Here is a 25666-nt window from a genome sequence, read left to right on the forward strand (position 1 = left end):
CGTTTCGCCCGGCGCGGGGCAGGCACCGGCCGGCCCCGCGCGCCGTGCCGCTACCAGGCGACCGGCAGTTCCTGGCAGCCGTAGACGATGGCGCCGTCCCGCATCGGCACGCGGTCCGCCGGGACCGTCAGACGCAGCTCGGGCAGCCGGTCGAGCAGCACCTGGAAGCCGATCCGCAGCTCGGCGCGGGCCAGTTGCTGAGCCACGCACTGGTGCACGCCGAAGCCGAAGGCCACGTTGCCCGAGGGCACGCGCGCGATGTCGAAGCGGTCCGGGTCCGTGAAGCGCTCGGGGTCCCGGTTGGCGGCGGGCAGCGACACGGTGACGGTCTGCCCGGCCCGCACGGTCTGCCCGCCCAGCTCCACGTCCTCGGCCGCGCCGCGCGAGATGCCGAACTGGATGACGGTCAGATAGCGCAGGAGCTCCTCGACGGCGCCGCTCATCAGCCCGGCGTCGGCGCGCAGCGCGGAGAGCTGTTCCGGGTGGGTGAGCAGTGTGTAGGTGCCCAGCGAGAACATGTTCGCGGTGGTCTCATGACCGGCCGTGAAAAGCTGGAACGCCACACTTGTGAGTTCCACATCGGAAAGCTCCGCCGACTGCACGAGTCCGCTCAGCAGATCATCGCCCGGCTCTTTCTGCTTGAGCGTCACGACATTCGCCAGGAATTCGAAGATGATGCGGTAGCAGTCCTTCACCTCTTCGGCGGAGGAGTCGATACGCAGCATCTTCTCGGAGACGGGCTGGATGTCCTGCCAGTCGGCGTACCGAATTCCCAGGAGATCGCAGATGACCCGGGACGGCAGCGGCATGGCGAACGCGGTGACGAGGTCCGCGGTGTCCGCGCCGTCCGCCTGCATCCGGTCGATCAGCTCGTTCGCGACCGCGGCGATCTTCGGTTCCATCTCCCGCATCCGGCGGGTGCTCAGCTCGCCGGTGAGCAGCCGCCGGTACTTGGTGTGCTCCGGCGGGTCCATGCCGACGAACATGCCGGGCACGTCCTCCTCGGGCGGCTGGCCGTCGCCCAGGACGTCGTGCACGGCGGAGTGCCGCAGACGCGGGTCCGAGCTGAACCGGGAGTCGGACAGCACCCGCCGGGCCAGCTGGTGGCCGGTGACGATCCAGCCCTCGTGGCCGTCGGCATAGGTCAGCGGGGCCACGGGGCAGCGCCCGCGCATCTCGGACAACTCCGGCGGGGGATCCAGCGGGTGGTCCCGTGCCGTGGGGATACGGGGTGGCGTGGCTTCCTGCTGGGTCATACGCGCTCCTGGTCGGTGGTGCGGGCGCGGAGCAGCTCCGCGGTGCGCTCCGCGAGGGCCGTGCGCTCCGCTGGGGGGAGCAGGCCCTCGGGCGAGGTGATCTCGATGCTGAGCCGGCCGCCGTACGAGGTGACGACGAACAGCAGCAGGCCGTGCATGGTGGTCGTGGTGTAGCCGCGGAAGTCCGTGATGCGCAGGCCCCGCGGTGCGGTGAACTCGGGTATGGGGCCGAGATTGGTGACGACGAGGTCGACGGAGACGGGTTCGGCGGCGGCGAACTGGCCGGCCTGGAGGATCGCGCGCTCGGCCTCGCCGTCCTCGACCGCCTTGTCGAGGCGCTCCTTGATGACCCGGCCGACCTCGGTCGGATCGGCGCCGCGGGGTACGGAGACGGCCGTCTCGACGCCGCTGACGAAGTTGGTCGACTCCTCGACGGTCACCGCGGGTTCGGTCCGGTTGCGCAGGTCCACCGGGCAGCCGCAGACCAGGTCGAGGGCGGCCGCGCCGGGGCGCCCCTCGCGTACGGCGACGGTCGCGGCGCCCGCCACGAAGCCGTGCACCGAGAAGGAGTCGGCGCGCAGCGCGTCCCGCAGCAGGGCCGTGTCCTCGGCGCCGAGCCGCAGCCGCTGGGGCACCACCCGCAGTGGCTCCGGGGAGGGGGCGGCGGCCAGGGCCGCGCACAGCGCGTCCCGGTCCACGGTGCTCTCCACGACACCGGCCGTGTGACGGGTCGCCAGCAGGGTCTCGGCGGACAGCTGGGCGGGAGCCGCGGGGGTGGCGTAGGGCGGCGTACGGCCCTCGGTGAGCGCGGTGTAGTTGCGGCAGAGCTTCTCCAGCAGGGTGACGCCGCCGCGCCCGTCGATCATGCTGTGATGCAGGACGAGGATGATGCGCGCGCTGTGCTCGGAACGCACGAGGACCAGCCGGCACAGCTCCTGGACGGAGTCCAGGGGCCGTGCCATCTCGGCCAGGTAGACGGCCTCCTCGCCCTCGGGGGTGCCGTCGGTCTCCCGCAGGGTGACCTCGGGCAGCCGGCCGGGCGGAATCCGGAAGAAATAGCCGCTCGCGTCCCGGCCGAGATTTCCGGTCAGCAGTGGAACCGCATGACACAGCGCTTTGAACGCCTGGACGAGTCGGCTCGGCTCCACTGCGCCGACGGCGGCCACCGAATAAGAACCGGACCAGTCGACAAACGCGTGATAAGCCTCGCTGGGATCCAGGTACCGCAGCCGTGACATCAAGCACTCATTCCCATCGGATCCGTCCGGTGAAATACTGTTCGACGGCGCCCCGAATTACTTCGGCAGGAATTACGGAACGCTCGACCTCAGTATTTCCGGACGTCACCCGAGGTGTCTTCAGCCCAAGAACCAGGTCCGCGAGCCCGCCTCCGGGCCGGGCTCGCCGATCCGGTACCTGGACCATCGACCAGTGCCGCGAACGCCCCGGGAGCAGGTCAGGCGCCGCGGGCCCCGATGGAGTGGCCGTGGGGCGTGGTGAAGGAGCCCATGGCGGCGATGAGCTGGGCTCTCGTGCTGACGCCGGACTTGCCGAGCACGTTGGAGACGTGGAACTTCACGGTCTTCTCGGTGACGCACAGGGCAGCCGCGATGGCCTTGTTGGACAGCCCCTGGCAGAGCAGGGCGAGGACGCCGTTCTCGCGCTCGGTGAGCAGCTCCCGGAAGCGGTGGTCCACCCCCAGGGGCGTACAGCCGGCCCGGACCGCCTGCAACAGGCAGGCGGTGAGCTCGGGAGAGGCGAAGCCGCCGTCGTCCACGACGGCGTGGACGGCGTGGACGACGTCGTCGTTGGCCGCGTCCCGGTGGACGACTCCGCGGACATTGCCCCTGACCAGGTCCGCCAGTCGCTCGGGGCTCATCGCGTCGATGCCGTAGACGACGGTGGCAGGGGGGCTGGGGACGCTCCGGTCCAGTTCCTGGATCAGTTCGGTCAGCCCGGCCTCCAGCAGGATGACATCGGGCCGGTATTCGGCGACCCGCTTCACCGCCTGCCGTTCGTCCGCCGCTTCCGCGACCACGGAGATACCCGGATCCCGGGCGAGAAGCATTTTCAAACCGAATCGCGCGTGCGGATGGCCGTCGCACACCATGACATCGACCGGGTTCCGTATGGAATGATGCCTGCTATGACCTGCGAGACTGACCGGCAATTGGTTCCCCCTACCTCGTACCGTCAACCTCAGGCAGGGTAATCGAACGTCGGTACGTCGGGCAAGGGATTAACCCCCGCAGCCGGACCCCGTCGCGGCTATGCGTACTTTCATGCGTTATCCCCCGCTCTCCTGCCCGCTACCACCTCCGTCACGGAAATCGCCTCGCATGGGCAATTATCTGAGGCAATCTTGACTGATTCTTCTCGGCCGGGCGGCACCGAACGCCCGCGCAGGATCACGCGGCCGTCCGATTCCCGCTGGTCGAAAATGTCCGGCGCGCTCAGCGCGCACATGCCCGAGCCGCAGCAGCGTTCCTGGTCGACGGTGACGCGCAGGGTCATGGACAGGCCACCGGCTCCCGGCGCCGGACAGGCGACACCGTCATCGGCATGTGATTGGGGTTGACCGTGGCCCACGGCATCTCCTTGACCTTGGCTCCGTCGGCGAGTGTCAGCTGCCAGCGGCGGATGATCGTGCCCAGCACCACATGCATCATCGCCCAGGCGAACTGTTCGCCGATGCAGTGCCGGGGACCCGCCCCGAACGGGGTGTACGCGCCCTTGGGGAGAGTCGCGGCCGGCCGGTCCAGCCAGCGGTTCGGGTCGAAGCGCAGCGGGTCGGGGAAGAGGTCGGGGTCGCGGTGCACCGCGTACGGGCTGTAGAACAGTTCGGTGCCGGCCTTCACATGGCCGCCGCCCAGCGGGAAGTCCCGTACGGCGCGCCGGGAGATGACGAGGATCGGCTGCCGGACCCGCATCAGCTCCTGCAGAACCCGCCGGTTGTACGGCAGGTCGCCGACGTCGGCCATCTCGAAGTCCCGCTCGCCGACGACCTCCAGGACCTCCGTGCGCACCCGCTCCTCCATCTCCGGGTGCCGGGCCAGCTCGTAGAAGAGCCAGGCCATGGCGGTGGCGGCGGTCTCCGAGCCGGCCATGGTGACCGAGACGATCTGGTTGCACAGCTCCTCGTCGGACATCGCGCGGCCGGTCTCCGGGTCGCGGGCCTCCAGCAGCATGGACAGCATTCCCGCCGTGCCGGGTTCGGCGGTGCCCCGCCGGTAGGCCAGCATGACGCGGCTGATCGCGTCGCGGAGCTGGGCGAAGGCCGCGTCGAAGCGGCGGTTCATGGGCAGCGGCAGCTTCTCCAGCAGATCGCCCGGCGACACCGTGCGCCACATGATGGCCTCGAGCACGGTGGGCAGGATCGCCGCCAGCTCCTCGTGCGCGGCCCGGTCCACGACCGAGCCGAACATGGTGCGGGCCAGGATGTTGAAGGTGATGTCCCGCATGGCCTTGTCCACCGGGATCTCGTCGCCGGCCCGCCAGTGCGCGGTCTTCTCCTCGGTGACCTCGCGCATCACCTCGATGTACCGGGTGATCTCGTCGCGGTGGAACGAGGGCTTGATCATGGCCTGCTGGCGGCGGTGCTCGGCACCGTAGGCGTGGATCACGCCGTTGCCGGTGAGCGGCCGGACCTTGTCGTAGAAACGGCCCTTGTCCAGCAGGTCCTTGCGGTCCGTGAGCAGGGTGTGGATCAGCGGCGGCGAGGTCACGAACAGCGAGGGCATCGTGCCCAGGTCCACCCGGACCAGGTCTCCGTGGGCGCGCAACGAGGTCAGAAAGCCCAGCGGGCTGCGCATCAGCGCCACCGCGTGGCCGAGTCCGGGCACCCGGCCGGGGGCGGTCGTGTACGTGACGCTCACGTGTGCGCCTCCGAGGTCGGCGCGGCCAGCCGGCAGTAGGCGCGGTCGCTGTAGACGGTGCGGTTCAGACGCAGGGTGAGCATCCCGGAGCGGACCCCGTTCCACCGGTGCCCCGGCCCGTTGTAACGGGACGTCAGGTACGACCACTGGAGGTTGCCGGCCATCATGTGCCACAGCGCGTCCAGGTAGGCGCGGATGTCGTCGCGGCGGCCCAGTTCGCTCGCCTCGATGGCCGCCCTGGCCTTCATGAACTCGGCCCGCTTGCCGTCGATGAGGGCGAACAGGCGGTCCACGCCCTCCTGGAGGCCGAGCCCCTCGCTCAGCCGCAGCACCGAGAGGGCGTTGACGTAGTCGTCCATCATCGCCTCGGCCCGGAAGGAGAACATGTCGTTCGTCAGCATGATGTGCACCAGCGCGATGTCGATGATCTCGCGCAGTTCCGCGTGCCGTTCGAGGTCCTCGGTCAGGTCGATGCCGAGCCCGTACTCGCCGAGCACGAAGTACATGCCCATGCCGACGCTGTCCTTGCGGACCTTGATGTAGGTGTCGTAGTCGAACACCCGGTCCTCGGTGCGGGAGGTGATCTCGTGGACGCATCCGGCGAGGAAGCGCCGCACCTCCGCGAGGAACCGGTCCCACACGGCCGGCGGCATGCCCGCGCGCATCTCCTTCCACAGCCCCTGGAGCACCGTGCCCCACATCTCGGTGCCGTCGGCCTGCGCGTCGAGGATGCCCGCCAGCAGGACGAAGAGTTCCTGGGCCGCGGCGGGGTCCTTGCCGAGCTTGTCCCGGTCCACCATCGCGTTGTCGAACACCGAGAGGTACTCGGTGTACTTGCACAGGTGGCGCAGCCGGTCCTCGCGGGCCGTGGGCAGCACCAGACAGGTCCACAGGGAGGCGGTCTCCTCCAGGAGGAGGTCCAGCTCCCGGCCGCTGTCCAGGGCGAACCCCATGGTGTCGCGGACCCAGGCGTCCGACTCCCGCCGGATGTCCGGCGTCTGCGGGTGGCTGCACGCGGGGAGGAGGTAGGGGAACTCTGGCAGATAGATCTCCGTGCCGTCCGAGAACGGCTTCGGTATGGTCGACATCCGGTCACTCACCTTTCTCGATAGACACAGGCGGCCGCCAGCGACTCCAGCTCGACCAGCGCGACGGGCCGGAGGCCGGCGCCGCGCAGGGCCTGGACCGCTCCGGCGTGCCGCTCGCCGATCATTCGCTCGATGACGGCGGGCGCCCCGGTCGCGCGGACCACGTCCCGCAGTTCGGCGAGGTCGTCGACGCCGAGCCACTCGGATCCGTAGAGCAGGTCGAGCCGGGCGCGCTGCGCGGGGGCCGCCATGTTCCGGGCGACCGTGATGAGCGCGGTCGGCTTGCCCTTGCGGGCGTCGTCCAGCGGCTCCTTGCCGGTCAGTTCGGGCGCGCCGAACAGGCCGATCACGTCGTCGCGCAGCTGGAACGCCTCGCCCAGCAGCAGCCCGAAGGTGTCGTACGCCCCGAGCAGCGCCTCGTCCGCGCCGGCCAGCGCCCCGCCGATCTGCAGGGGGTACCGGATGGTGTAGCTCGCCGTCTTGTGCCGGATGATCTTCAGCGCGTCGGAGAGCTCGCCGCCCCGTGCCTCCCCGACGAGGTCGAGGAACTCGCCGTACAGCGCCGAGATGCGCAGTCGGGCGAACAGCCGCCGGGCGCGCTCGTCCCGGGCCACCAGGGGGCTGTCGTGGTACATCTCCTCCGACCAGACCAGGCAGGCGTCCCCGGCGAGCAGCGCGGCGTGCTGCCCGAACGCCCCGCTCTCGCTCTGCCAGTCCTGTTCGGCGTGCCACTTGCCGAGCGACAGATGGACCGTGGGCCTGCCGCGCCGCAGATCGCTGTGGTCGATGATGTCGTCGTGGATCAGGGCCGCGGCGTGGAACAGCTCCAGCGCGGCGGCCACCGTGATGAGGTCGGGGTCGTCCGCGGCACCGCCGGCGCCCCGCCACCCCCAGTAGCAGAACAGGGGGCGGATCCGTTTGCCGCCGTTCAGGACGAAGTCGCGCAGGACCACCAGCAGATGGCGGGCCGCCCGGTCGGGCTCGCCTTCGATCCGCCGCTGGAGGAAGTGGTCGAGACTCCGGTCGACCCGCGCCGTGACGGCCGCGCTCTCCGTCAGCGCGTCGGTGAGGGTCATTTGTCGCGCCTGACGACCTTCATGGACAGTTCCCCGGGAACGAGGGCGCCCATGGCGATCGGCTTCACCGGCTCGCCGGTGATGGGCTGCACGGACCAGCGCTGCAGCAGGGTCGCGAGGACGGTCTGGGTCTCGAACCAGGAGAAGGACTCGCCGATGCAGTTGCGGACCCCCGCGCCGAACGGCATGAACGCGCTGCGCGGCACCGCCTTGGCCCGCTCGGGCAGCCAGCGGTCGGGGTCGAACGCCTCCGGGTTGTCGTACACCTTCGGATCGTGGTGGACGGCGTAGATGGAGTACAGGACCTCGGTGCCGGCCGGGATGAGGTGACCGCCGAGTTCGGTGTCCTGCACGCACTTGCGGCCCAGCGCCCACACCGGCGGGTACAGCCGCAGCGCCTCCTGGATGACGCGCCGGGTGTAGTCCAGGGCGCGCAGGTCGCCGGCCTCGACCGGGCGGTCGCCGACGACCTCGTCGACCTCCTCCTGCATCCGGCGCTGCACCTCGGGGTGGCGGCCGAGCAGCATGCAGGCCCAGCTCATGGCGCTCGGCGTGGTCTCGGACCCCGCCGTCAGGAGCGTCATGAACTCGTCCTGGATCTGCTTGTCCGTCATGGACTTGTTGCCCTCGTCACGCGCGGTGAAGAGGAGGTTCATCAGGTCGTCCGGCCGCTCGCCGAGGCCCTTGTCCTTGGCCCGGTGGTCGGCGATGATGCGCCGCCCCATCGAGTAGAGCCGGCCGATCGCGCTGTGGAACTCCTTGCTGGACTTGCTGGGAATGCGGTCGAGCAGGCCCGGGGGAATGGCCGCGCGCTTCTCCACACCGGATATCACGATCGGCATGGACTTATGGACCTCGGCCACGTCCTGTTCCACCATCTCGGTGGAGAACAGCGCCTTGATGACGATGCGTACGGCGAGTTCGTAGAACATGTCGTACATGCCGACGCGTTGGCCGTCCCGCCAGGTGTCGAACACCTCGGTCGCCGACTCACGCATCACGTCGACATAGGTGGCGATCTTCTCGTGGTGGAAGGCCGGCTGCATGAGCAGGCGCTGCCGGCGATGGAAGTCGCCCTCGGACAAGAGGATTCCGTTGCCGAGCAGCGGGCGCGCCTGGTCGAACTGCATCCCCTTTTCGAAGGACTTGGACTTGCGCACGAGAATGTCGTAGAGCATGTCGTGGTCGCTGACCACGTATGCCTGCTTGGTGCCGAGCCAGATACGTACCAGGCCGCCCTGCTCGCTGACGCTCTGGAAGAACCTGAGCGGGTTGCGGAACATCTGTACGGCGTGGCCCGCGAGCGGAATGCGCCCCGGCATCGGAGGAACTGACGGTGCGGCGGTCGCGAGGGCCATGGTTCTTCTCGCCTCCTTGGGTGGGACGGAAAAGGGGTTACAGCGAGGGGATGTCAGACGGCCGGGCGCGGGTCACGACCAGGTGACGGGCAGCTCGGCGAGGCCCCGGAAGACGAAGCCGCCCGGCAGGTACCGGGGTTCAAAGCCGTCCGCGAGACGCAGTCCGGGCAGCGCCTCCACCAGCGTCCGCAGGGCGATCTGCGACTCCAGGCGGGCGAGCGAGGCGCCCACGCAGAAGTGGATGCCGTGGCCGAAGCCGAGGTGGCGCGGCGGGCCCTGCCGGTCGAGGCGGAAGGTCTCGGGGTCCTCGACCCACTCGGGGTCGCGTCCGGCGGCGGCGAACATCACGCGCAGCCGGGCCCCTTCGGGGATCTCGGTGTCGCCGACCCGCAGCGCCTCGGTGGCGACGCGGGGCGCGCCCTGCACCGAGGAGTCATATCGCAGCGCCTCTTCCACGGCGGCGGGGACCAGCTCCGGGTCCTTGACGATCCGCTCCCACAACGCGCGGTCGCGCAGCAGCTGGTACATCGCGTTGGAGATCAGGTTGGTGGTGGTCTCGTGGCCCGCGGCGATCATCACGCGCAGGGCGACGACGGCGTCCTCGACCGTGCACACCGGGTCGTCCGCGTCGGCGGCCCGCACCAGTTCGGTGAGCAGGTCGTCGGCGGGCTCCTGGCGGCGCCGCTCCAGCAGGCCGAGCACGTACTTCTCGTACGTCACCACGTCGGTGGCGCAGTGCACCTGCTGCTCCGGCGGCAGCGGGGCGACCTGGAGGGCGAGCCACTCGTTGTTCCACTGCTTGACCGTGGCCCGGTCCTCCTCCGGGATGCCGATGATGTCGCAGATCACCGTCATCGGGAGCGGATAGGCGAATTCCTGGAGGAGGTCGCAGCCGTCCTTCGCCGTGATCTCGGTGGCGAGTCTTTTGGCTATCGCTCGGATCGATGCCTCACGGCGCCGCAGAGCGCGCGGGGTGAAGTACTCGCTGATGAGATTCCGGAACCGGGTGTGGGCGGGCGGGTCCACGTTGTAGAGGGCGACCCGGAAGAACAGGGAGTCGTCCAGGATCGCCTTCGCCTCCGGGCAGAAGGGGTAGGAGCCGTCAAGGTTGTAGCGGCTCGTGAAATGCTCGTGATCCCGCTGGACGGCCTCGATTTCCGCGCGTCCGGTGACGATCCATTCGTCCAGCGTGGTCTGGTGGGCGACCGGCTGTTCCTTTCGGGCACGCGCGAATGCCGCGTAAGGGCACGCGGTGTATTCCGGAGAAATGGGGTCGAAGAGTTCCGCGGCGGAAGGGTCGGGCGACATCTGGAGCGCTTTCCTCCTGTTTTCGGGCGGTCGCCGACCGCCGGAGGCGGCAGGATCTCGCCCGCACGATCGGATTAAAGGATCACCGACCGGCAATGCGGGTGTCTTCCGCCGAGAGGCCAGGATCCGTATGCCCGGCGAAAGACGAGGAGGTGGGGGGGGGGGGGGGTCGCCCCCCCCCCCCCCCCCCCCCCCCTCTTCCCCCCCCCCCCCCCCCCCCCCCCCCCCCCCCCCCCCCCCCCCCCCCCCCCCCCCCCCCCCCCCCCCCCCCCCCCCCCCCCCCCCCCCCCCCCCCCCCACCTCCGGGGGGAGCGGTCCGTGGGCCGCCGGTTACACCCCTGCGTGCTCCGGTGCCTCCGCGGCGGGCGTCGGCCGGTCGCCCGGCAGACCCTTGCCGGCCGCCCGCTTCCTCGCCCGGCGCTCCTTGCGGAGCTCCAGCATGGCGTAGAGGGTCGGGACCAGGAGGAGGGTCAGCAGGGTGGAGGTGATCAGGCCGCCGATCACCACGACCGCGAGCGGCTGGGCGATGAAGCCGCCCTCGCCCGTGACGCCCAGGGCCATCGGGAGCAGGGCGAAGATCGTGGCCAGGGCCGTCATCAGGATGGGGCGCAGCCGGTGCCGGCCGCCCTCGATCACGGCCTCGACCACGCCGTAGCCCTGCGCCCGGTACTGGTTGATCAGATCGATCAGCACGATCGCGTTGGTCACCACGATGCCGATCAGCATCAGCATGCCGATCATGGCGGGGACGCCCATCGGGGTGCCCGTGATGATCAGCAGGCCGAGGGCGCCGGTCGCCGCGAACGGGATGGAGACCAGCAGGATGAGCGGCTGGGCCAGTGAGCGGAAGGTCGCGACCAGGAGCATGAAGACGATCGCGATCGCGGCCAGCATGGCGAGGCCGAGGTTCTTGAAGGCGTCGTTCTGATCGGAGGTGACACCGCCGATCTGGGCCTCGGCGCCCGCGGGCAGCTTCAGGGCCTTGATCTTCGACTGGAGCTGGGTGCTGACCGCGCCGGTGTTGTCACCGGTCGGCTTGGCCGTGATCGTCGCGGCGCGCTGGCCGTCGATCCGGGTCAGCGAGACCGGGCCGTCCACCAGCTTCACCGTGGCGATGTCGCCGAGCTCGACCGGGCCGAGGCGCAGCTTCTTCAGCTGGGCGACGGTCGTCGCGGGCTCGGCCGACTTGATGACGACATCGCGCTCGGTGTCGTCGAGGGTCGCCTTCGCCGCCGTCGTACCGCGCACCGCCTGGGCCACCGCCGCGCCGAGCTTCTGGTTGTCGAAACCGGCCGCGGCCGCCTTGGCGTCGGCCGTCACCGAGATCCGCGGCACGCTGGTGGACAGGTCGCTGGTGACGTCGGTGACGCCGTCAAGACCGGCCACCGTGGAGCGGACCTGCTCGGCCGCCGTCCGCAGCGCCTGGGGGTCGGCGGACTTCACCACGACGCTGAGGTTCTGGCTGCCGAACCCGTCACCGGCCGACACCGTGGTCGTACCGATGCCCTTGAGGTCCTTCAGGCCGCTCTCCAGGTGCTTCTGCACGCTGTCGTACGACTTCGAGTCCTTCAGCATCACCTGGTAGGACGCCTGGTTGGTGTCCGTGCCGCCGCCGAAGGCCGCCATGAAGCCGGAGGAGCCGACGGTGACCTGGTAGTCCTTGACGCCGTCGGTGGCGGCGAGGAGCTTCTCGACCTTCTTCGCCTGCGCGTCGGTCGCGGCCAGGCTGGTGCCGGGCTTCAGCTCCTGCTTGATCGTGATGACCTCCTGCTCGCCCTGGTCGAAGAAGTTGGTCTTGAGCAGTCCGGACATGCCGAACGTGACGACCAGGACGACGATCGCGATCAGCACGCTGGTGAGGCGGCGGCGCGTCGCGAAGCGCAGCACCGGGACGTAGGCGCGCTGGAGGCGGCTGTTCGCCTCCTTCTCCTCGGCCTTGCGGCGGGCCTCCGCCGCGTCCTCGGGGGTGCCCTTGGGGGCGCGCAGGAACCAGTAGGAGAGCACCGGGACGACGGTCAGCGAGACCAGCAGGGAGGCCAGCAGGGCCGCCGTGACGGTGATGCTGAAGGAGCCGAACAGCGCGCCCACCATGCCGCCGACCAGGCCGATCGGCAGGAACACCGCGACCGTGGTGAGGGTGGAGGAGGTGACCGCGCCGGCCACCTCACGGACCGCCTCGATGATCGCCGAGCGGCGCTCCTCGCCGTAGCCGAGGTGCCGCTTGATGTTCTCCAGGACCACGATCGAGTCGTCCACGACCCGGCCGATGGCGATGGTCAGCGCGCCGAGCGTGAGCATGTTCAGGGACAGGCCGTCGGTCCACAGCACGATCAGCGCGAGGACGACGGACAGCGGGATGGAGACCGCGGTGACCAGCGTGGAGCGCAGCGAGGCGAGGAAGAGCAGGATGACCAGGACCGCGAAGAGCAGGCCGAGCGCGCCCTCGGTGGTCAGGCCCTTGATGGACTTGGAGACGGCCGGGCCCTGATCGCTGACGACCGTCAGCTTGGCGTCGGCGCCGAGCTGTGCGCGCAGTCCGGGCAGCTTGTCCTTGACCGCGTTGGAGATGGTGACCGCGCTGCCGTCGTGGTCCATGGTCACGTTGACGGCGAGGCTGGGCCTGCCGTCGGTGCGGGTGAGGGAGTCGGCCGGGGCCGGCTGCTCCTTGACGGTGGCCACATCGCCGAGTCGTACGGCCTTGTGGGCGCCCGCGCCGGTGACGGTGAGGTCCTTGATCTGGTCCAGCGTGGTGAAGCCGCCGCCGACCTGGACGGTGCGGTTGGCGCCGTTCTCGTCGAAGGAGCCGGCCGGGACACTGGCGCCGCCCGCCTGGAGCGCCTGGGCGAGGTCGGCGGGGGTGAGGCCGTCCCGCGCCAGCTCGGCGCCGGCGGGGGTGACGGCGACCTGGAGGTCGCGGACGCCGGTGACCTGGACGCGGCCGACGCCGTCGATGTCCTTCAGGGCCGGTACGACCGTCTTGTCGAGCTGGTCGGCGAGCGCCTGCTGGTCCTTGCCGGAGGTGGCGGCGAGCACGACGGTCGGCATGTCGTCGGTGGAGCCGGAGATCACCTGCGGGTCGACCTCGGACGGCAGCTGGTTGCGGGCCCGGTTCACGGCCTGCTGCACATCGGCGACGATCTGCTTGGTGTCGTTGCCGTAGTCGAAGGACGCCATGATCACGGCGTTGCCCTCGCCCGCGGTGGAGGTGACCGAGGTGACGCCGTCGACGCCCTGGAGGCCGTCCTCGATCGGCTCGACCACCTGCTTCTCGACGGCATCGGGGGCGGCGCCCTGGTACGGCGCGATCACCGACACCATGGGCAGGTCGATGGTGGGCAGCAGCTGCTGCTTGATCTGGGGTATCGCGATCGCGCCGAAGACCAGGGCGACGATCGAGATCAGCCCGATGAGGGCCCGTTGGGCGAGGCTGAATCTGGACAGCCAGGACATGAGTGAGGGTCTCTCTTCCGTGAGCGGCAGAAGCGCTTCCGGTCACCGAGGACACACGGGACCCAAGGGACCCAGGGGGTGCGCGGAAAGCGGCGACGGACGCCCAGGAGCGTCCACACCCCACCACCCTCGGCCATCCGGGAGGCCCGGACCGTAGGCCGCAGGTCCCGTTTCCTTACCCGTCTCCTACTCCGCGCGCAGTACACGCGGGTGGAGAAGGCGGGGTACGGGCGGGTGGAGACCGGTCCACCGTCAGTCCACCCGCGGCCGGACGAGGCCGGACTCGTAGGCGATCACCACGAGCTGCGCCCGGTCGCGCGCGCCGAGTTTGGCCATGGCCCGGTTGACATGCGTCTTCACCGTCAGCGGGCTGACCGCGAGGCGTTCGGCGATCTCGTCGTTGGAGTGGCCGCCGGCGACCTGGACGAGCACCTCGCGCTCGCGTCCGGTGAGCGCGTCGAGCCGCTCGGCGCCAAGGGGGGCGCGGCCGTCGTCGTCGCCCTGGGCGAGGAAGCGGGCGATCAGGCCCTTGGTGGCGGCCGGGGAGAGCAGGGCGTCGCCGCCCGCGGCGATCCGGATGGCGCTGAGCAGTTCCTCCGGTTCGCTGCCCTTGCCGAGGAAGCCGGAGGCGCCGGCGCGCAGCGACTGCACCACGTAGTCGTCCACCTCGAAGGTGGTCAGGATGACCACGCGGACCTCCGCGAGCTCGGCGTCCTCGCTGATCAGGCGGGTGGCGGCGAGGCCATCGGTGCCGGGCATCCGGATGTCCATGAGGACGACGTCGGGGCGCCGCTCCCTGGCCAGCAGGACCGCCTGCGCGCCGTCGGACGCCTCCCCCACCACCTCCATGTCCGGCTCGGAGTCGACCAGCACCCGGAACGCGCTGCGCAGCAGGGCCTGATCGTCGGCGAGCAGGACACGGATCGTCATACGGGCTCCCCCGGTGCCGTCGTACGGCCGTCGATGCGGGTGTCGGTGGTGCTGACCGGCAGGATCGCATGGACGCGGAAACCGCCGCCGTAGCGGGGGCCGGTGGTGAGGGTGCCGCCGAGGGCGCTGACGCGTTCGCGCATGCCGAGCAGGCCGTGCCCGCCGCCCTTGTCGGGGACGGAGCCGGGGGCGCCCTCGGGGTGGCTGCCGGGGGTCTCGCCGGAGCCGTCGTCCACGACCGTGATCTCGATGTTCCGTCCGACGCGTACGACGCTCACCTCGGCCCGCGCGCCCGCGCCCGCGTGCTTGCGGACGTTGGTCAGGGCCTCCTGGACGATCCGGTAGGCCGCGAGGTCCACGGCCGCGGGCAGATGGGTGTCCTGGTCGGTGCGGGCGACCTCCACCGGCAGGCCCGCGCTGCGGAAGGTGCCGGCCAGCTCCTCCAGGAGGCTGAGGCCGGGGGCCGGTTCGGTGGGGGCCTCCGGGTCGCCGGACTGGCGGAGCAGGCCGACGGTGGCGCGCAGTTCGTTGAGCGCGCTGCGGCTGGCCTCGCGGACATGGGCGAGGGCCTCCTTGGCCTGGTCGGGGCGCTTGTCCATGACATGGGCGGCGACCCCCGCCTGCACATTGACCAGGGCGATGTGGTGGGCGACCACGTCGTGCAGGTCGCGGGCGATGCGCAGGCGCTCCTCGGCGACCCGGCGGCGGGCCTCCTCCTCCCGGGTGCGCTCGGCGCGGTCGGCGCGGTCGCGGATGGCCTGGACGACGGCCCTGCGGCTGCGCACCGCGTCGCCCGCGGTGGCGCCGATGCCGGTCCAGGCGAGGACGCCCAGGTTCTCCTGCGCGTACCAGGGCAGGGGCCCGGCGAGCATCGCGGCGGCGGTCAGCACGGTCATGGTGAGCAGGCCGACGCGGAAGGTGGTGGTGCGGTCGGTGGTGGCGGCGACCGTGTACAGGGCGATGACGGCGGACATCGTGACGGGCGCGCGGGGGTCGCCGGTGACGCACTCCACGACGGAGAGGGTGCCGGTGACGGCGAGGACGGTACGGGGGGCGCGGCGGCGGAAGACCAGGGCGAGGGCGGCCAGCAGCATCAGCAGCAGGCTCAGGGGCGCGGGGACGTGGGTGCCCCAGGTGACGCCCTGCCCGTCCTTGGGGGTGGCGAGGGAACCGGCGACCATGCAGACGAGAACGGCCGCGGCGAGGGCCGCGTCGAGCGCGAGGGGGTGGGCCTTCAGCTCGCAGCGGGCGCGTTCGAGAGTGGTCACACAAGGAACAGTACGGTCCGGGCACCGGCGGAGGGCGGCGTTCGCGGTACGGGGGCCGGGCGGGCGGGACCGAGCGGGCGGGACCAGGCCGGGTGGACGCTCAGTCCGGGATCAGGCCGTCCTCGCTGAGCATCAGGCGGACCTCCGCCAGGGAGGCGTCCGGGGCCGGGAGGATCAGGTCGGAGGGTTCCAGTTCGTCGTCCGCGAGGGGGGCGCCGAGCCGGCGGACCGCGTCGAGGAGGGCGCCCAGGGTGCGCCGGAAGCCCTCCTCATCGTCGTTCTCCGTCTCGGCCAGCAGCTCGTCGTCGAGCTTGTTCAGCTCGGCGAAGTGGGAGTCGTCCAGCCTGACCTGGCCCTCCCCCATGATCCGTACGATCACGTCGGCCTCCTCGACTCGTCTCCCGGCTGCGGCCCCGCTACTGCTTGTCGAAGCGGGGGGTGTCCTGCGGCTGCTGCTGGGCCCCGGACTGCCCCTGACCGGCGCCGCCCTCGATGGCCTGCTGCTGGCTGCCGCCGGCCAGTTCGGCCTTCATGCGCTGCAGCTCCAGCTCTACATCACTACCACCGGAGAGCCGGTCCAGCTCGGCCGCGATGTCGTCCTTGGCCATGCCGGTCGGGTCGTCCAGGGCACCGGAGGCGAGCAGTTCGTCGATGGCGCCCGCGCGGGCCTGGAGCTGCTGCGTCTTGTCCTCGGCCCGCTGGATCGCGAGGCCGACGTCGCCCATCTCCTCGGAGATGCCGGTGAAGGCCTCGCCGATCCGGGTCTGGGCCTGGGCGGCGGTGTAGGTGGCCTTGATGGTCTCCTTCTTGGTGCGGAAGGCGTCCACCTTGGCCTGAAGGCGCTGGGCCGCCAGGGTGAGCTTCTCCTCCTCGCCCTGAAGGGTGGCGTGCTGGGTCTCCAGGTCGGTCACCTGCTGCTGGAGCGCGGCGCGCCGGGACAGCGCCTCGCGGGCCAGGTCCTCGCGGCCGAGCGCGAGCGCCTTGCGGCCCTGGTCCTCCAGCTTCCCGGACTGCTGCTGGAGCTGGTTGAGCTGAAGCTCCAGGCGCTTGCGGCTGGTCGCCACGTCGGCGACCCCGCGGCGCACCTTCTGGAGCAGCTCCAGCTGCTTCTGGTACGAGTAATCGAGGGTCTCGCGCGGGTCCTCGGCCCGGTCAAGGGCCTTGTTCGCTTTCGCGCGGAAGATCATCCCCATACGCTTCATGACACCGCTCATGGGCTTCGCGCGCCCCCTTCTGACGGACTCCAGCTCACCGATCCTGCGACAAGACCCACAGTACGGGCCTTGCCTCCATTACCGCACTGTCCGGGGCGTGATGCGCTCATCCCCAAGAACGACTGCGGACGGTACCGCTCCGGCGCAGGGAGGAGACGGACCCCCACTCGAACCCCGCTCCGAGCCGCCGGAACGCCCCCTCTGCGTCGTACAGACGCTCGGTGTTGCCGGATCGTTCCCAGCCGGGCTGGGGTCCATGCCTCGGATGCCCTTACCCTTGGTCTTTGTGTTCCGTAGCCGTGCCAAGGAAGAGAAGTCCCAGGCCGACAAGCCGGTGAACTTCTCCAAGCAGCCCCGTGACCCGCAGGCCCCGAAGGGCAGGCCCACGCCCAAGCGCAGTGAGGCCCAGTCCCAGCGCCGCAGCGTCGCCCATACGCCGACGACGCGCAAGGACGCCTCCAAGCGCCAGCGCGAGGATCGCCGCCAGGCGCTCCAGAAGCAGCGCGAGGCGCTGGCCGGCGGTGACGAGCGCTATCTGCCGGCCCGCGACAAGGGCCCGGTCCGCAGGTTCGCCCGCGACTGGGTGGACTCGCGGTTCAACGTGGCGGAGTTCTTCCTGCCGCTCGCCATCGTGATCCTCGTGCTCAGCGTGGTGCGGGTGCCCGCGATCCAGAACATCGCGCTGCTGCTGTGGGCGCTGGTGATCGTCCTGATCGTGGTCGACGCCGCCGTCAGCGGTTTCCGGCTGAAGAAGCGCCTCAAGGAGCGCTTCCCGGACGGCAACACGCGTGGCGCGGTGCCCTACGCCCTGATGCGTTCGCTCCAGATGCGCCGGCTCCGGCTGCCGAAGCCGCAGGTCAAGCGCGGAGAGCGGCCCTGAGCGCAGACGCTTTCACCGGGGGTGCGGCGCACTCCTGGCTGGACAAGGTGGGCGGGCTCCGGGATGTCGTACGCCAGGAACTGGTGGCGCGGCAGCTGGACGAGCAGATAGCCGGGCGGTTCCCGGTCGGGCGGCGGCTGCGTGTGCTCGACGTGGGGATCGGGCAGGGCACCCAGGCCCTGCGCCTGGCCCGCCTCGGCCATCAGGTGACCGGGGTCGAGCAGGATCCGGTGATGGTCGCGGCGGCGCGCGAGGCGCTGGCCCGGGAGCCGGAGGGCATCCGGGAGCGGGTGCGGCTGGTGCAGGGCGACGGCCGGGACACCGGGGTGCACTTCCTGCCCGGCAGCTTCGACCTGGTGCTCTGCCACGGTGTGCTGATGTACGTCGCCGAGCCCGATCCGCTGGTGGCGGGGCTGGCGCGGATGCTGGCGCCGGGCGGGCTGCTCTCCCTGCTGGTGCGCAACGGCGACGCGCTCGCCATGCGGCCCGGTCTCGCCGGTGACCCGGCGGGCGCGCTGGCCGCCTTCGACACCACCGCGTACACCAACCGCCTCGGTCTGCGGGTGCGGGCCGACCGGCTGTCCGAGCTGACCGCGACCCTCGCGGGCATCGCCGCCCCGCTGCACGCCTGGTACGGCGTGCGGGTCTTCACGGATCTGGCGGGGGACGACGCGCCGCTGCCCGAGAACCTTCCGACGCTGCTCGCGGCCGAGGAGCGGGCGGGCCGCACGGATCCCTACCGGGGCGTCGCGGCGCTGCTGCATCTGTGCGGGGTACGGGGCTGAACCCCCGCGGCCCGCGGCTGGGCGGAGTACGCGGCTGAGCCCGATCGGGGCAACACGGCGGGCCCGCTGATCGACGCGCGGCCAGACTCGGTGCATGGACGCCTCCGCTTCCCGTACCCCTGTCCGGTGCCGTGCCTTCCGCCGTGCCTTCCTCGCCGTCGTACTGCTGTGCTGCGCGGTGTGCGGCGCGGGCTGCGAGGGTCCCGGCGCCGCGAGCGCGCGGCGGCCCGGCGCGGCGACGGCGAGCCCGGTGACCGTGCCGATGGCGGCGGACGATCTCCAGAGCGCCTACCAGCGGGTGATCAGGCAGGCGCTGCCCTCGGTCGTGCAGATCGAGGCGAGCCGTGATCTGGGCTCCGGGATCGTGTACGACGACCGGGGGCACATCGTCACCAACGCGCACGTGGTCGGCGCTGAGAAGACCTTCCGGGTGACCACGGCGGGCAACGAGGAGCCGCTCACCGCGAGCCTGGTCTACTCCTACCCCCAGCAGGACCTGGCCGTGATCAAGCTGGACCGGGTGCCTGACGGGCTGAAGCCCGCGGTGTTCGGGGACTCCGAGAAGGTGGAGGTCGGCCAGATCGTGCTGGCCATGGGCTCGCCGCTCGGGCTGTCCTCCAGTGTGACCCAGGGGATCGTCTCGGCGACCGGGCGGACCGTCAGCGAGGGCAGCAGCGACGGGGGCACCGGCGCCACCATCGCGAACATGGTGCAGACCTCGGCGGCCATCAACCCGGGCAACAGCGGCGGCGCCCTGGTCAACCTCGACGGGCAGGTCGTCGGCATCCCGACGCTGGCCGCGGCCGACCCCAATCTGGGCAGCGCGGCGGCCGGGATCGGCTTCGCCATCCCCGCGTCGATGGCGCGGACCATCGCCGGTCAGATCGTGCGCGAGGGCCGGGTCGTGGACTCGGGCCGGGCCGCGCTCGGCATCACCGGGCGGACCGTGGTCGACGACCGCCTCCAGCCCGCCGGGGTCGCCGTCGCGACCGTCCACAGCGGGGGCCCCGCGGCACAGGCGGGGCTGCGCACCGGCGACATCATCACCAAGGTCGGCGACCAGTCCATCACCACCATCACCTCGCTCCAGGAGGCCCTGGCGGCGGACGAGCCGGGTCAGCGGACGACGGTCACGTACCAGCGCGACGGGGCGGAGCGGACGGCGCGGGTGACGCTGGGCGAGCAGTGAGGACGACCGTGCGGGTGAGGAGGGGTACGGCCTTTGCGGGGGCGGCCTTCCGGGTGCCCGGACCCCGGGCGCGCCCCTCCTCACCGCGGCGTCAGGAGGCGTCGGCGTGCAGGCTCATCGGGCCGTAGATCTCGGTGGTCTCCTCGAACAGCCGTACCTGGTCCGCGCCGCCCTCCATCAGCGCCCGCCAGTGCTCCCCCACCCAGGACTCGGCGTCCCCCTGGGTGGTGAACTCCTCGGGCTGGACCGCGGGCTGGACCTCGCTCCCGTCGGCCTTCTCGAACCGCCACGTCCATGCCGTCATGTGGGCCTCCTAGTGATCCGACACCTGCTGGAAGAGTAGACGGAAGCGCAATACCCGATCGGACAGGCGAAAATCGTTCCGTGGAAGTGACTCTGCTCGGTACCGGTGCCCCCGCCGGCCTGCCCCGCCCCGACTGCCCCTGTGCCGCCTGCGCGACGGCGCTGGGCCCGGACGCGCGGGCGGCCACCGCGCTGCTGGTGGACGGCGCGCTGCTGCTCGACCTCACCCCGGGCGCGGCCTTCGCGGCGGCACGGGCCGGGCACTCGCTGGGCGGGGTGCGCCAGGTGCTGCTGTCCCACCCGCACGACGGGCCGCCGGTGGAGGTGCCGGCCGGGCTGCCGCAGCCGGTACGGGTGCCGGACGGGCGGGAGCTGACGCTGCTGACGGGGCATCGGGTGCGGGCGGTGGCGATGGACGCGGGCGGCACCGGGTACGCGGTGACCGGTCCGGACGGGCGGCGGCTGCTGTATCTGCCGCCGGGCGGGGCGCCCGCGGGTCTGGAGACGGCGACGGCGGAGTCGTACGACATGGTCCTCGCGGATGTCGTCGGCCGGCCGGACGCGCTGGCCCGGCTGCGGGCGGTCGGCTCGGTGGGGCCGACGACGGATGTGCTCGCGGTCCATCTCGACCACGATGTGCCGCCCGGCGGTGAGCTGCGGCGACGGCTCGCGGCGGCGGGGGCGCGGGCGGTGCCTGACGGTACGACGCTGGTGGTCGGCGCGTACGAGGACGTGCCCGATGTGCCCCGGCGCACGCTGGTGCTCGGCGGGGCGCGCTCGGGGAAGTCGGTCGAGGCGGAGCGGCGGCTGGAGTCCTTCCCCGAGGTGCTGTACGTGGCGACCGGCGGGACGCGGGGCGGGGACACGGAGTGGGCGGTGCGGGTGGCGGCGCACCGGGAGCGGCGGCCGGGGTCGTGGCGGACGTCCGAGACGACGGACCTGGTGCCGGTGCTCGCGGCGGACGGGCCGCCGGTGCTGATCGACTGCCTTTCGCTGTGGCTGACGGACGTCATGGACGAGGTGGGGGCGTGGGACGACGCGGAGTGGGCGGGCGGGGGTGAGAAGGCGCTGCGGGAGCGGGTGCGGGAGTTGACGGAGGCGGTGCGGGGCGCGCGGCGGACGGTGGTGGCGGTGTCGAACGAGGTGGGCTCGGGGATCGTCCCGGCGACGGTGTCCGGACGGCGGTACCGGGACGAACTGGGGCGCCTGAACGCGGCGTTCGCGTCGGAGTGCGAGCAGGTGCTGCTGATCGTGGCGGGACAGGCGACGGTGCTGCGGGGGTAGCCCCGTGAGGTACGCGGGTCCCGCGCGCTCAGCCGCGCGGGACCCGCGGCCGGACGACGGCCTTGCGGGCCACGAACCGGTGCTGGTGCAGGAGGGGGATCCGGCGGACGCCGGGCAGGATCGCGCAGGACGGGAGCTCCGCATCGGCCGCTGTCCAGCCCTCGCCCAGGACGAGGTGGCCGCCGGGGCGCAGGACCGCGAGCGCGCGGTGGAGTTCGGCGGGGTCGGCCGGCGGGCCGAAGAGGCTCACCACGTCGTAGCGGGCGCGCAGCCGCGGCGCCACGTCGGCCAGCCGCCCCCGGTACGCCTCCTCGACCCGCTCCTTCGCGAGCGCCCGTTCCACTCGGTCCGTCGGGTCGACGCCGTCGAAGCTCGTGTAGGGGAAGTACCGCTTCGCCGCCTCCGGGAAATGGCCGTACCCCGTGCCCACGTCCAGCCAGCTCTCCGGTTCGGGCAGCCCGGGGAGCGAGGACAGCGCACGGGCGGTGAGCCGGTGTCGGATCCGGGCCAAGTGGTGTTCGTAGAAGCTGCGTTGGAGGAGGGGCTCCAGCGCGCGGGGCGAGGTCGGCATGGACGGCGGCTCCCTGTACGACATTTCGCTGCAAAACGGAACGTATGGGATGCCGATCTTGGACGCAATGACATCGCCGGGTCGTGGTGGCGATGTGGCGCGGAGCCGTTCGCCCGCTGGCGGTACTGTTCGGCGAATGAGCAGGATTGATCTGGACGACTTCACCGATCTGATCGAGCGCCCGGACGGGGGCGTGCGCCGTGACGCCGAGACCCGGCGGGAGCGCCAGATCGTGCCGCCCGGGGCGCTGGGGCGCCTGGACGAGCTGGGCGAGTGGCTGACCGCCGCGCAGAGCGCCGTACCGGTGCGGACGGTCGAACGGCCGCGGCTGATCCTCTTCGCCGGCGACCACGGCATCGCCGAACTGGATGTCTCGGCGCGGCCCGCGGGCGGCGCGCGGGAGCTGGTGCGGGACGTGCTGGAGGGCGCGAGCCCCGCCGCGGTGCTGGCGCGCCGGCTCCAGGTGCCGGTCCGGGTCGTGGACATGGCCCTGGACTGCGACCCGGGCGACCTCCCCGAGGACGTCGGGCGGCACCGGGTGCGGCGCGGCAGCGGTCGTATCGACATCGAGGACGCGCTCACCGAGGAGGAGACGGACGCCGCGCTGCGGGCCGGTATCGCCGTGGCCGACGAGGAGGCCGACTCCGGTACGGACCTGGTGGTGCTCGGCGACATCAGCGTGGGCGGCACCACCGCGGCCGCGGTGCTGATCGCGGCGCTGTGCGGGACCGACGCGTCGGTGGTGACCGGGCGGGGCGGCGTCGCGATCGACGACCTGACCTGGATGCGCAAGTGCGCGGCGATCCGGGACGCGTTGCGCCGGGCGCGGCCGGTGCTCGGCGACCAGGCGCAGCTGCTGGCCGCGGTCGGCGGGGCGGACCTCGCGGCGATGACCGGGTTCCTGCTCCAGTGCGCGGTGCGCAAGCTGCCGGTGATCCTGGACGGCGTGGTGAGCGCGGCGTGTGCGCTGGTCGCGCAGCGGGTCGCGTTCCGGGCGCCGGACTGGTGGCTGGCCGCGCACGACAGCGGGGAGCCGGGACAGGCGAAGGCACTGGACCGGATGGCCCTGGAGCCGCTGCTCCAGCAGGGCGTGAAGGTCGGCGAGGGCACGGGCGCACTGCTGGCCCTCCCCCTGGTCCAGGCCGCGGCGGCCCTGTCCGCGGAGATGCCGGAGCGGGAGCCTGAACCTGAGCCGGAGCCCGAGAAGGAACCGGAGCTGGAGTCGGGGCCGGGACCGGAATCGGGGCCGGAGTCGGAGTCGGGGCCGGAGTCGGGGCCGGAGTCGGAGTCGGAGTAGTCGAGCGGCGGCCGGTTCGGCACCGCCACGCCGTCCCGGCCGAGCGCCGTCGCCGGGCGGCGGCCGGTTCGGCTCAGCCGGGCCACGCCGTCCCGGCCAGGCACCACCACCGGACGGCGACCCGTTCGACACCGCCAGGCCACGCCGTCCCGGCCGAGCACCGCCCGCCGGGTGACGGCCGGTTCGGCTCAGCCGGGCCATGCCGTCCCGACCAGGCGCCACCACCGGATGGCGACCCGTTCGGCACCGCCGGACCACACCGTCCCGGCCAAGTCCCGCCGCGGCGGGAAGAACGCGAGCGGCGCGGTGCGGTCAGTCCGCGCCGACGCCGGACCCGGTCCACGCCGCCGCCGGTCCGCCGCCGCCGTAGAAGCCCGGCACCACGGCGGCCGGGGCAGGCGTCCACCGCCACTCCCGACCCCTGCCACCACGGTCCCGGCCCATGCCACCACCGCTGTCGACCCCTACCCCCGGCCGAACCCGGCCCCACACCACCGCGGTCCCGGCCCACACCGACGCCGGACCCGACCCACGCCACCACCGCCCCGGCCCGCAGCGCCATCGTCCCGGCCCACGGCAACCCGTCCCGGCGCACGGCACCACGGCACCCGGCACCACCGCCCCAGCCCGTGCCAGCGGCCGGTGCCGTGGTGGTGAGACCTCCGTACGCCTCGGCCGGATAAGAGCCGTAGCCCAGGGTGGCGCCCATATGATCCGTCTCCATGGGAGATGCCCGAATTGCTGACCCGCCGCGTGTCGAGGCGGTGCGGTCGGTCGAAGTGGAGCGGTCGGGCGGGGTGGCCCCCAAGGCCGCCGCTTTCGCCGTCTGGTACCTGCGGGTCGTCGCGTTCATCAACTTCCTCACCGCGGTGTGGGTCTCGCTGTACCAGGACGTGCGGCGGCACAACCAGGACGACTTCTTCACGCCGTACCTGCTGACCGCCGGCTTCGCCTCCGGTGTGTTCACCGCGTTCCTGGCGATCACGATGCGGCGCCGCAAGCGCGCGGCGTGGATCCTCAACCTCGTGCTCAGCGGCGTCTTCCTCGCGCTGTTCGCGTTCGCCATGGCGTTCCCGGAGATCCACCGGTACGCGCAGAACTGGGTGTCGCTGGTGCTGACGGCCGCGTTCGTCGGGGCGCTGCTGGTGGGGCGGCGGGAGTTCTACGCGAAGGGCGACCGCGCCAACCCCCGGCTCGCAGCCACCGTCGCCCTCTGCGGCGGACCGGCCGCCAGCCTGCTGGCCGGGCTGCTGGTGACGGTCACCAACCAGGCGCCGGACGCGGCCCGTTCGACGTTCTGGGAGCGCTGGCACTACGGCACCCTGCGCCTGGTCTCGGTCTCCGCCGACGAGCACCACTTCCCCGGCATCGCCCCGCCCACCTGGGCCAACGTCGTCATCAACGTGCTCAGTACGGCCCTGGTCCTCGCCGTGTTCTACGCCGCCTTCCGCTCCCGGCGCGCCGTCGACCCGCTCACCGCGGACGACGAGGCGCGGCTGCGGGCGCTGCTGGAGCGGCACGGCGAGCGGGACTCCCTCGGCTACTTCGCGCTGCGCCGGGAGAAGAGCGTGGTGTGGTCGCCGACCGGCAAGGCGGCCGTCGCCTACCGCGTGGTCGGCGGGGTGAGCCTCGCCTCCGGGGACCCGCTCGGCGACCCCGAGGCCTGGCCGGGCGCGATCGTGCCGTGGCTGGACGAGGCGCGGGCGCACGGCTGGATCCCGGCGGTGATGGGGGCGGGCGAGGAGGCGGGCACCGTCTACCGCCGACATGGTCTGGACGCCCTGGAGCTCGGGGACGAGGCGCTCGTCGAGGTCGCCGACTTCACCCTGGAGGGGCGGGCGATGCGCACCGTGCGGCAGGCGTACAACCGGGTGCGGCGGGCCGGGTACGAGGTGCGCGTGCGGCGTCACGAGGACATCCCGGCGGCCGAGATGGCGCTGCTGGTCGAGCGCGCGGACGACTGGCGGGACGGAGCGACCGAGCGCGGGTTCAGCATGGCGCTGGGGCGGCTCGGGGACCCCGCGGACGGCCGGTGCGTGATGCTGGAGTGCATGGACGCCGAGGGCCGGCCGCGGGCGCTGCTGTCCTTCGTGCCGTGGGGCCCGAGCGGGCTGTCGCTGGACCTGATGCGGCGCGACCGCGCCTGTGAGAACGGGCTGATGGAGTTCATGGTCATCGAACTGCTGCGGCGCGCCGGGGAGATCGGGATCACACAGGTGTCGCTGAACTTCGCGATGTTCCGCTCGGTCTTCGAACGTGGCGCGCGGCTCGGTGCCGGACCGGTGCTGCGGCTGTGGCGCTCGCTGCTCAGCTTCTTCTCCCGCTGGTGGCAGATCGAGTCGCTGTACCGCGCCAACGCCAAGTACCGGCCCATCTGGGAGCCGCGGTTCCTGCTCTTCGAGAAGAGCGCGGACCTGCCGCGCATCGGCCTCGCCTCGGCCCGCGCGGAGGGCTTCCTGGAGGCCCCGGGGCTGCCCAAGTGGCTGCACCGGGGGCGGCTGGGGGCGCGCCGATGACCGTACCGGGGTAGGGAT

General features: G+C 71.9%; 22 protein-coding genes. 6 read left to right on the forward strand and 16 right to left on the reverse strand.

Going from position 1 to position 25666, the window contains the following annotated elements; all coding sequences use genetic code 11:
• Positions 1–50: 50 nt before the first annotated feature.
• The 14 genes from ACLF5H_RS19280 to ACLF5H_RS19345 all read right to left on the reverse strand — a co-directional run bounded on the left by ACLF5H_RS19280 (position 51) and on the right by ACLF5H_RS19345 (position 16823).
• Positions 51–1256: a cytochrome P450 gene (locus ACLF5H_RS19280; protein ID WP_421677246.1), complete on the reverse strand. Its 1206-nt coding sequence runs from the start codon at positions 1254–1256 to the stop codon at positions 51–53.
• Positions 1253–2494, reverse strand: a complete 1242-nt coding sequence (locus ACLF5H_RS19285) for a phthiocerol/phthiodiolone dimycocerosyl transferase family protein (RefSeq protein WP_421677247.1) — start codon at positions 2492–2494, stop codon at positions 1253–1255. The genes ACLF5H_RS19280 and ACLF5H_RS19285 overlap by 4 nt, the downstream gene beginning before the upstream one ends.
• A 218-nt stretch (positions 2495–2712) precedes the next feature.
• A complete protein-coding gene (locus ACLF5H_RS19290) occupies positions 2713–3324 on the reverse strand; it encodes a response regulator transcription factor (protein ID WP_421677248.1) in 612 nt (203 codons plus the stop codon).
• Between the two features lie 212 nt (positions 3325–3536).
• Positions 3537–3770: a ferredoxin gene (locus ACLF5H_RS19295; protein ID WP_421677249.1), complete on the reverse strand. Its 234-nt coding sequence runs from the start codon at positions 3768–3770 to the stop codon at positions 3537–3539.
• Positions 3767–5131 carry a cytochrome P450 gene (locus tag ACLF5H_RS19300; protein ID WP_421677250.1) on the reverse strand — a complete coding sequence of 455 codons (1365 nt, stop codon included), beginning with the start codon at positions 5129–5131 and terminating at the stop codon, positions 3767–3769. The genes ACLF5H_RS19295 and ACLF5H_RS19300 overlap by 4 nt, the downstream gene beginning before the upstream one ends.
• Positions 5128–6219 carry a terpene synthase family protein gene (locus ACLF5H_RS19305; RefSeq protein WP_421677251.1) on the reverse strand — a complete coding sequence of 364 codons (1092 nt, stop codon included), beginning with the start codon at positions 6217–6219 and terminating at the stop codon, positions 5128–5130. Before ACLF5H_RS19305 ends, ACLF5H_RS19300 begins: the two co-directional genes overlap by 4 nt.
• Before the next feature lie 8 nt (positions 6220–6227).
• The gene (locus ACLF5H_RS19310) at positions 6228–7295 is read right to left on the reverse strand and encodes a polyprenyl synthetase family protein (RefSeq protein WP_421677252.1); all 1068 of its coding nucleotides are present in this window, start codon (positions 7293–7295) and stop codon (positions 6228–6230) included.
• Entirely contained in the window at positions 7292–8617 is a 1326-nt protein-coding gene (locus ACLF5H_RS19315; RefSeq protein ID WP_421677253.1) for a cytochrome P450, read from the reverse strand. The genes ACLF5H_RS19310 and ACLF5H_RS19315 overlap by 4 nt, the downstream gene beginning before the upstream one ends.
• 108 nt (positions 8618–8725) lie before the next feature.
• On the reverse strand, positions 8726–9961 hold the full coding sequence (locus tag ACLF5H_RS19320; RefSeq protein WP_421677254.1) for a cytochrome P450: 1236 nt from the start codon (positions 9959–9961) through the stop codon (positions 8726–8728).
• 330 nt (positions 9962–10291) lie between these two features.
• The gene (locus ACLF5H_RS19325; protein WP_421677255.1) at positions 10292–13411 is read right to left on the reverse strand and encodes an efflux RND transporter permease subunit; all 3120 of its coding nucleotides are present in this window, start codon (positions 13409–13411) and stop codon (positions 10292–10294) included.
• 252 nt (positions 13412–13663) lie between these two features.
• Positions 13664–14341 (reverse strand): response regulator, encoded by a 678-nt coding sequence (locus ACLF5H_RS19330; protein ID WP_421677256.1) that lies wholly within the window; start codon positions 14339–14341, stop codon positions 13664–13666.
• Positions 14338–15609, reverse strand: coding sequence for a sensor histidine kinase (locus ACLF5H_RS19335; protein ID WP_421677257.1), 1272 nt, complete (start codon positions 15607–15609; stop codon positions 14338–14340). Before ACLF5H_RS19335 ends, ACLF5H_RS19330 begins: the two co-directional genes overlap by 4 nt.
• A gap of 100 nt (positions 15610–15709) precedes the next feature.
• Positions 15710–15988 (reverse strand): PspA-associated protein PspAA, encoded by a 279-nt coding sequence (gene pspAA / locus ACLF5H_RS19340; protein ID WP_365194119.1) that lies wholly within the window; start codon positions 15986–15988, stop codon positions 15710–15712.
• Between the two features lie 37 nt (positions 15989–16025).
• Positions 16026–16823 (reverse strand): PspA/IM30 family protein, encoded by a 798-nt coding sequence (locus ACLF5H_RS19345; protein ID WP_421677258.1) that lies wholly within the window; start codon positions 16821–16823, stop codon positions 16026–16028.
• 256 nt (positions 16824–17079) lie between these two features.
• On the opposite strand from ACLF5H_RS19345, the gene ACLF5H_RS19350 reads away from it, so the two are divergent.
• From ACLF5H_RS19350 to ACLF5H_RS19360, 3 genes are all read left to right on the forward strand, one after another.
• A complete protein-coding gene (locus ACLF5H_RS19350; protein WP_421677259.1) occupies positions 17080–17703 on the forward strand; it encodes a DUF3043 domain-containing protein in 624 nt (207 codons plus the stop codon).
• A gap of 83 nt (positions 17704–17786) precedes the next feature.
• On the forward strand, positions 17787–18488 hold the full coding sequence (locus ACLF5H_RS19355) for a class I SAM-dependent methyltransferase (RefSeq protein ID WP_421677272.1): 702 nt from the start codon (positions 17787–17789) through the stop codon (positions 18486–18488).
• 94 nt (positions 18489–18582) lie between these two features.
• On the forward strand, positions 18583–19677 hold the full coding sequence (locus ACLF5H_RS19360) for a S1C family serine protease (protein WP_421677260.1): 1095 nt from the start codon (positions 18583–18585) through the stop codon (positions 19675–19677).
• 91 nt (positions 19678–19768) lie between these two features.
• Here ACLF5H_RS19360 and ACLF5H_RS19365 read toward each other — a convergent pair whose 3' ends face one another.
• Complete coding sequence (locus ACLF5H_RS19365; RefSeq protein WP_037652930.1) at positions 19769–19981, reverse strand: hypothetical protein; 213 nt, start codon at positions 19979–19981, stop codon at positions 19769–19771.
• Between the two features lie 80 nt (positions 19982–20061).
• Here ACLF5H_RS19365 and ACLF5H_RS19370 point away from each other — a divergent pair, with 80 nt between their 5' ends.
• Positions 20062–21264 (forward strand): bifunctional adenosylcobinamide kinase/adenosylcobinamide-phosphate guanylyltransferase, encoded by a 1203-nt coding sequence (locus tag ACLF5H_RS19370; RefSeq protein WP_421677261.1) that lies wholly within the window; start codon positions 20062–20064, stop codon positions 21262–21264.
• Positions 21265–21292: 28 nt separating this feature from the next.
• On the opposite strand, the gene ACLF5H_RS19375 is transcribed toward ACLF5H_RS19370, so the two are convergent.
• Entirely contained in the window at positions 21293–21835 is a 543-nt protein-coding gene (locus ACLF5H_RS19375) for a methyltransferase domain-containing protein (RefSeq protein ID WP_421677262.1), read from the reverse strand.
• 136 nt (positions 21836–21971) lie between these two features.
• Here ACLF5H_RS19375 and cobT point away from each other — a divergent pair, with 136 nt between their 5' ends.
• Positions 21972–23132, forward strand: a complete 1161-nt coding sequence (gene cobT / locus ACLF5H_RS19380) for a nicotinate-nucleotide--dimethylbenzimidazole phosphoribosyltransferase (protein ID WP_421677263.1) — start codon at positions 21972–21974, stop codon at positions 23130–23132.
• Positions 23133–23854: 722 nt separating this feature from the next.
• Positions 23855–25648, forward strand: a complete 1794-nt coding sequence (locus tag ACLF5H_RS19385) for a phosphatidylglycerol lysyltransferase domain-containing protein (protein WP_421677264.1) — start codon at positions 23855–23857, stop codon at positions 25646–25648.
• Positions 25649–25666: the final 18 nt, after the last annotated feature.

Origin of the sequence: Streptomyces sp. LaBMicrA B280 (assembly GCF_049222185.1) — a bacterium.
Lineage (GTDB): Bacteria > Actinomycetota > Actinomycetes > Streptomycetales > Streptomycetaceae > Streptomyces > Streptomyces murinus.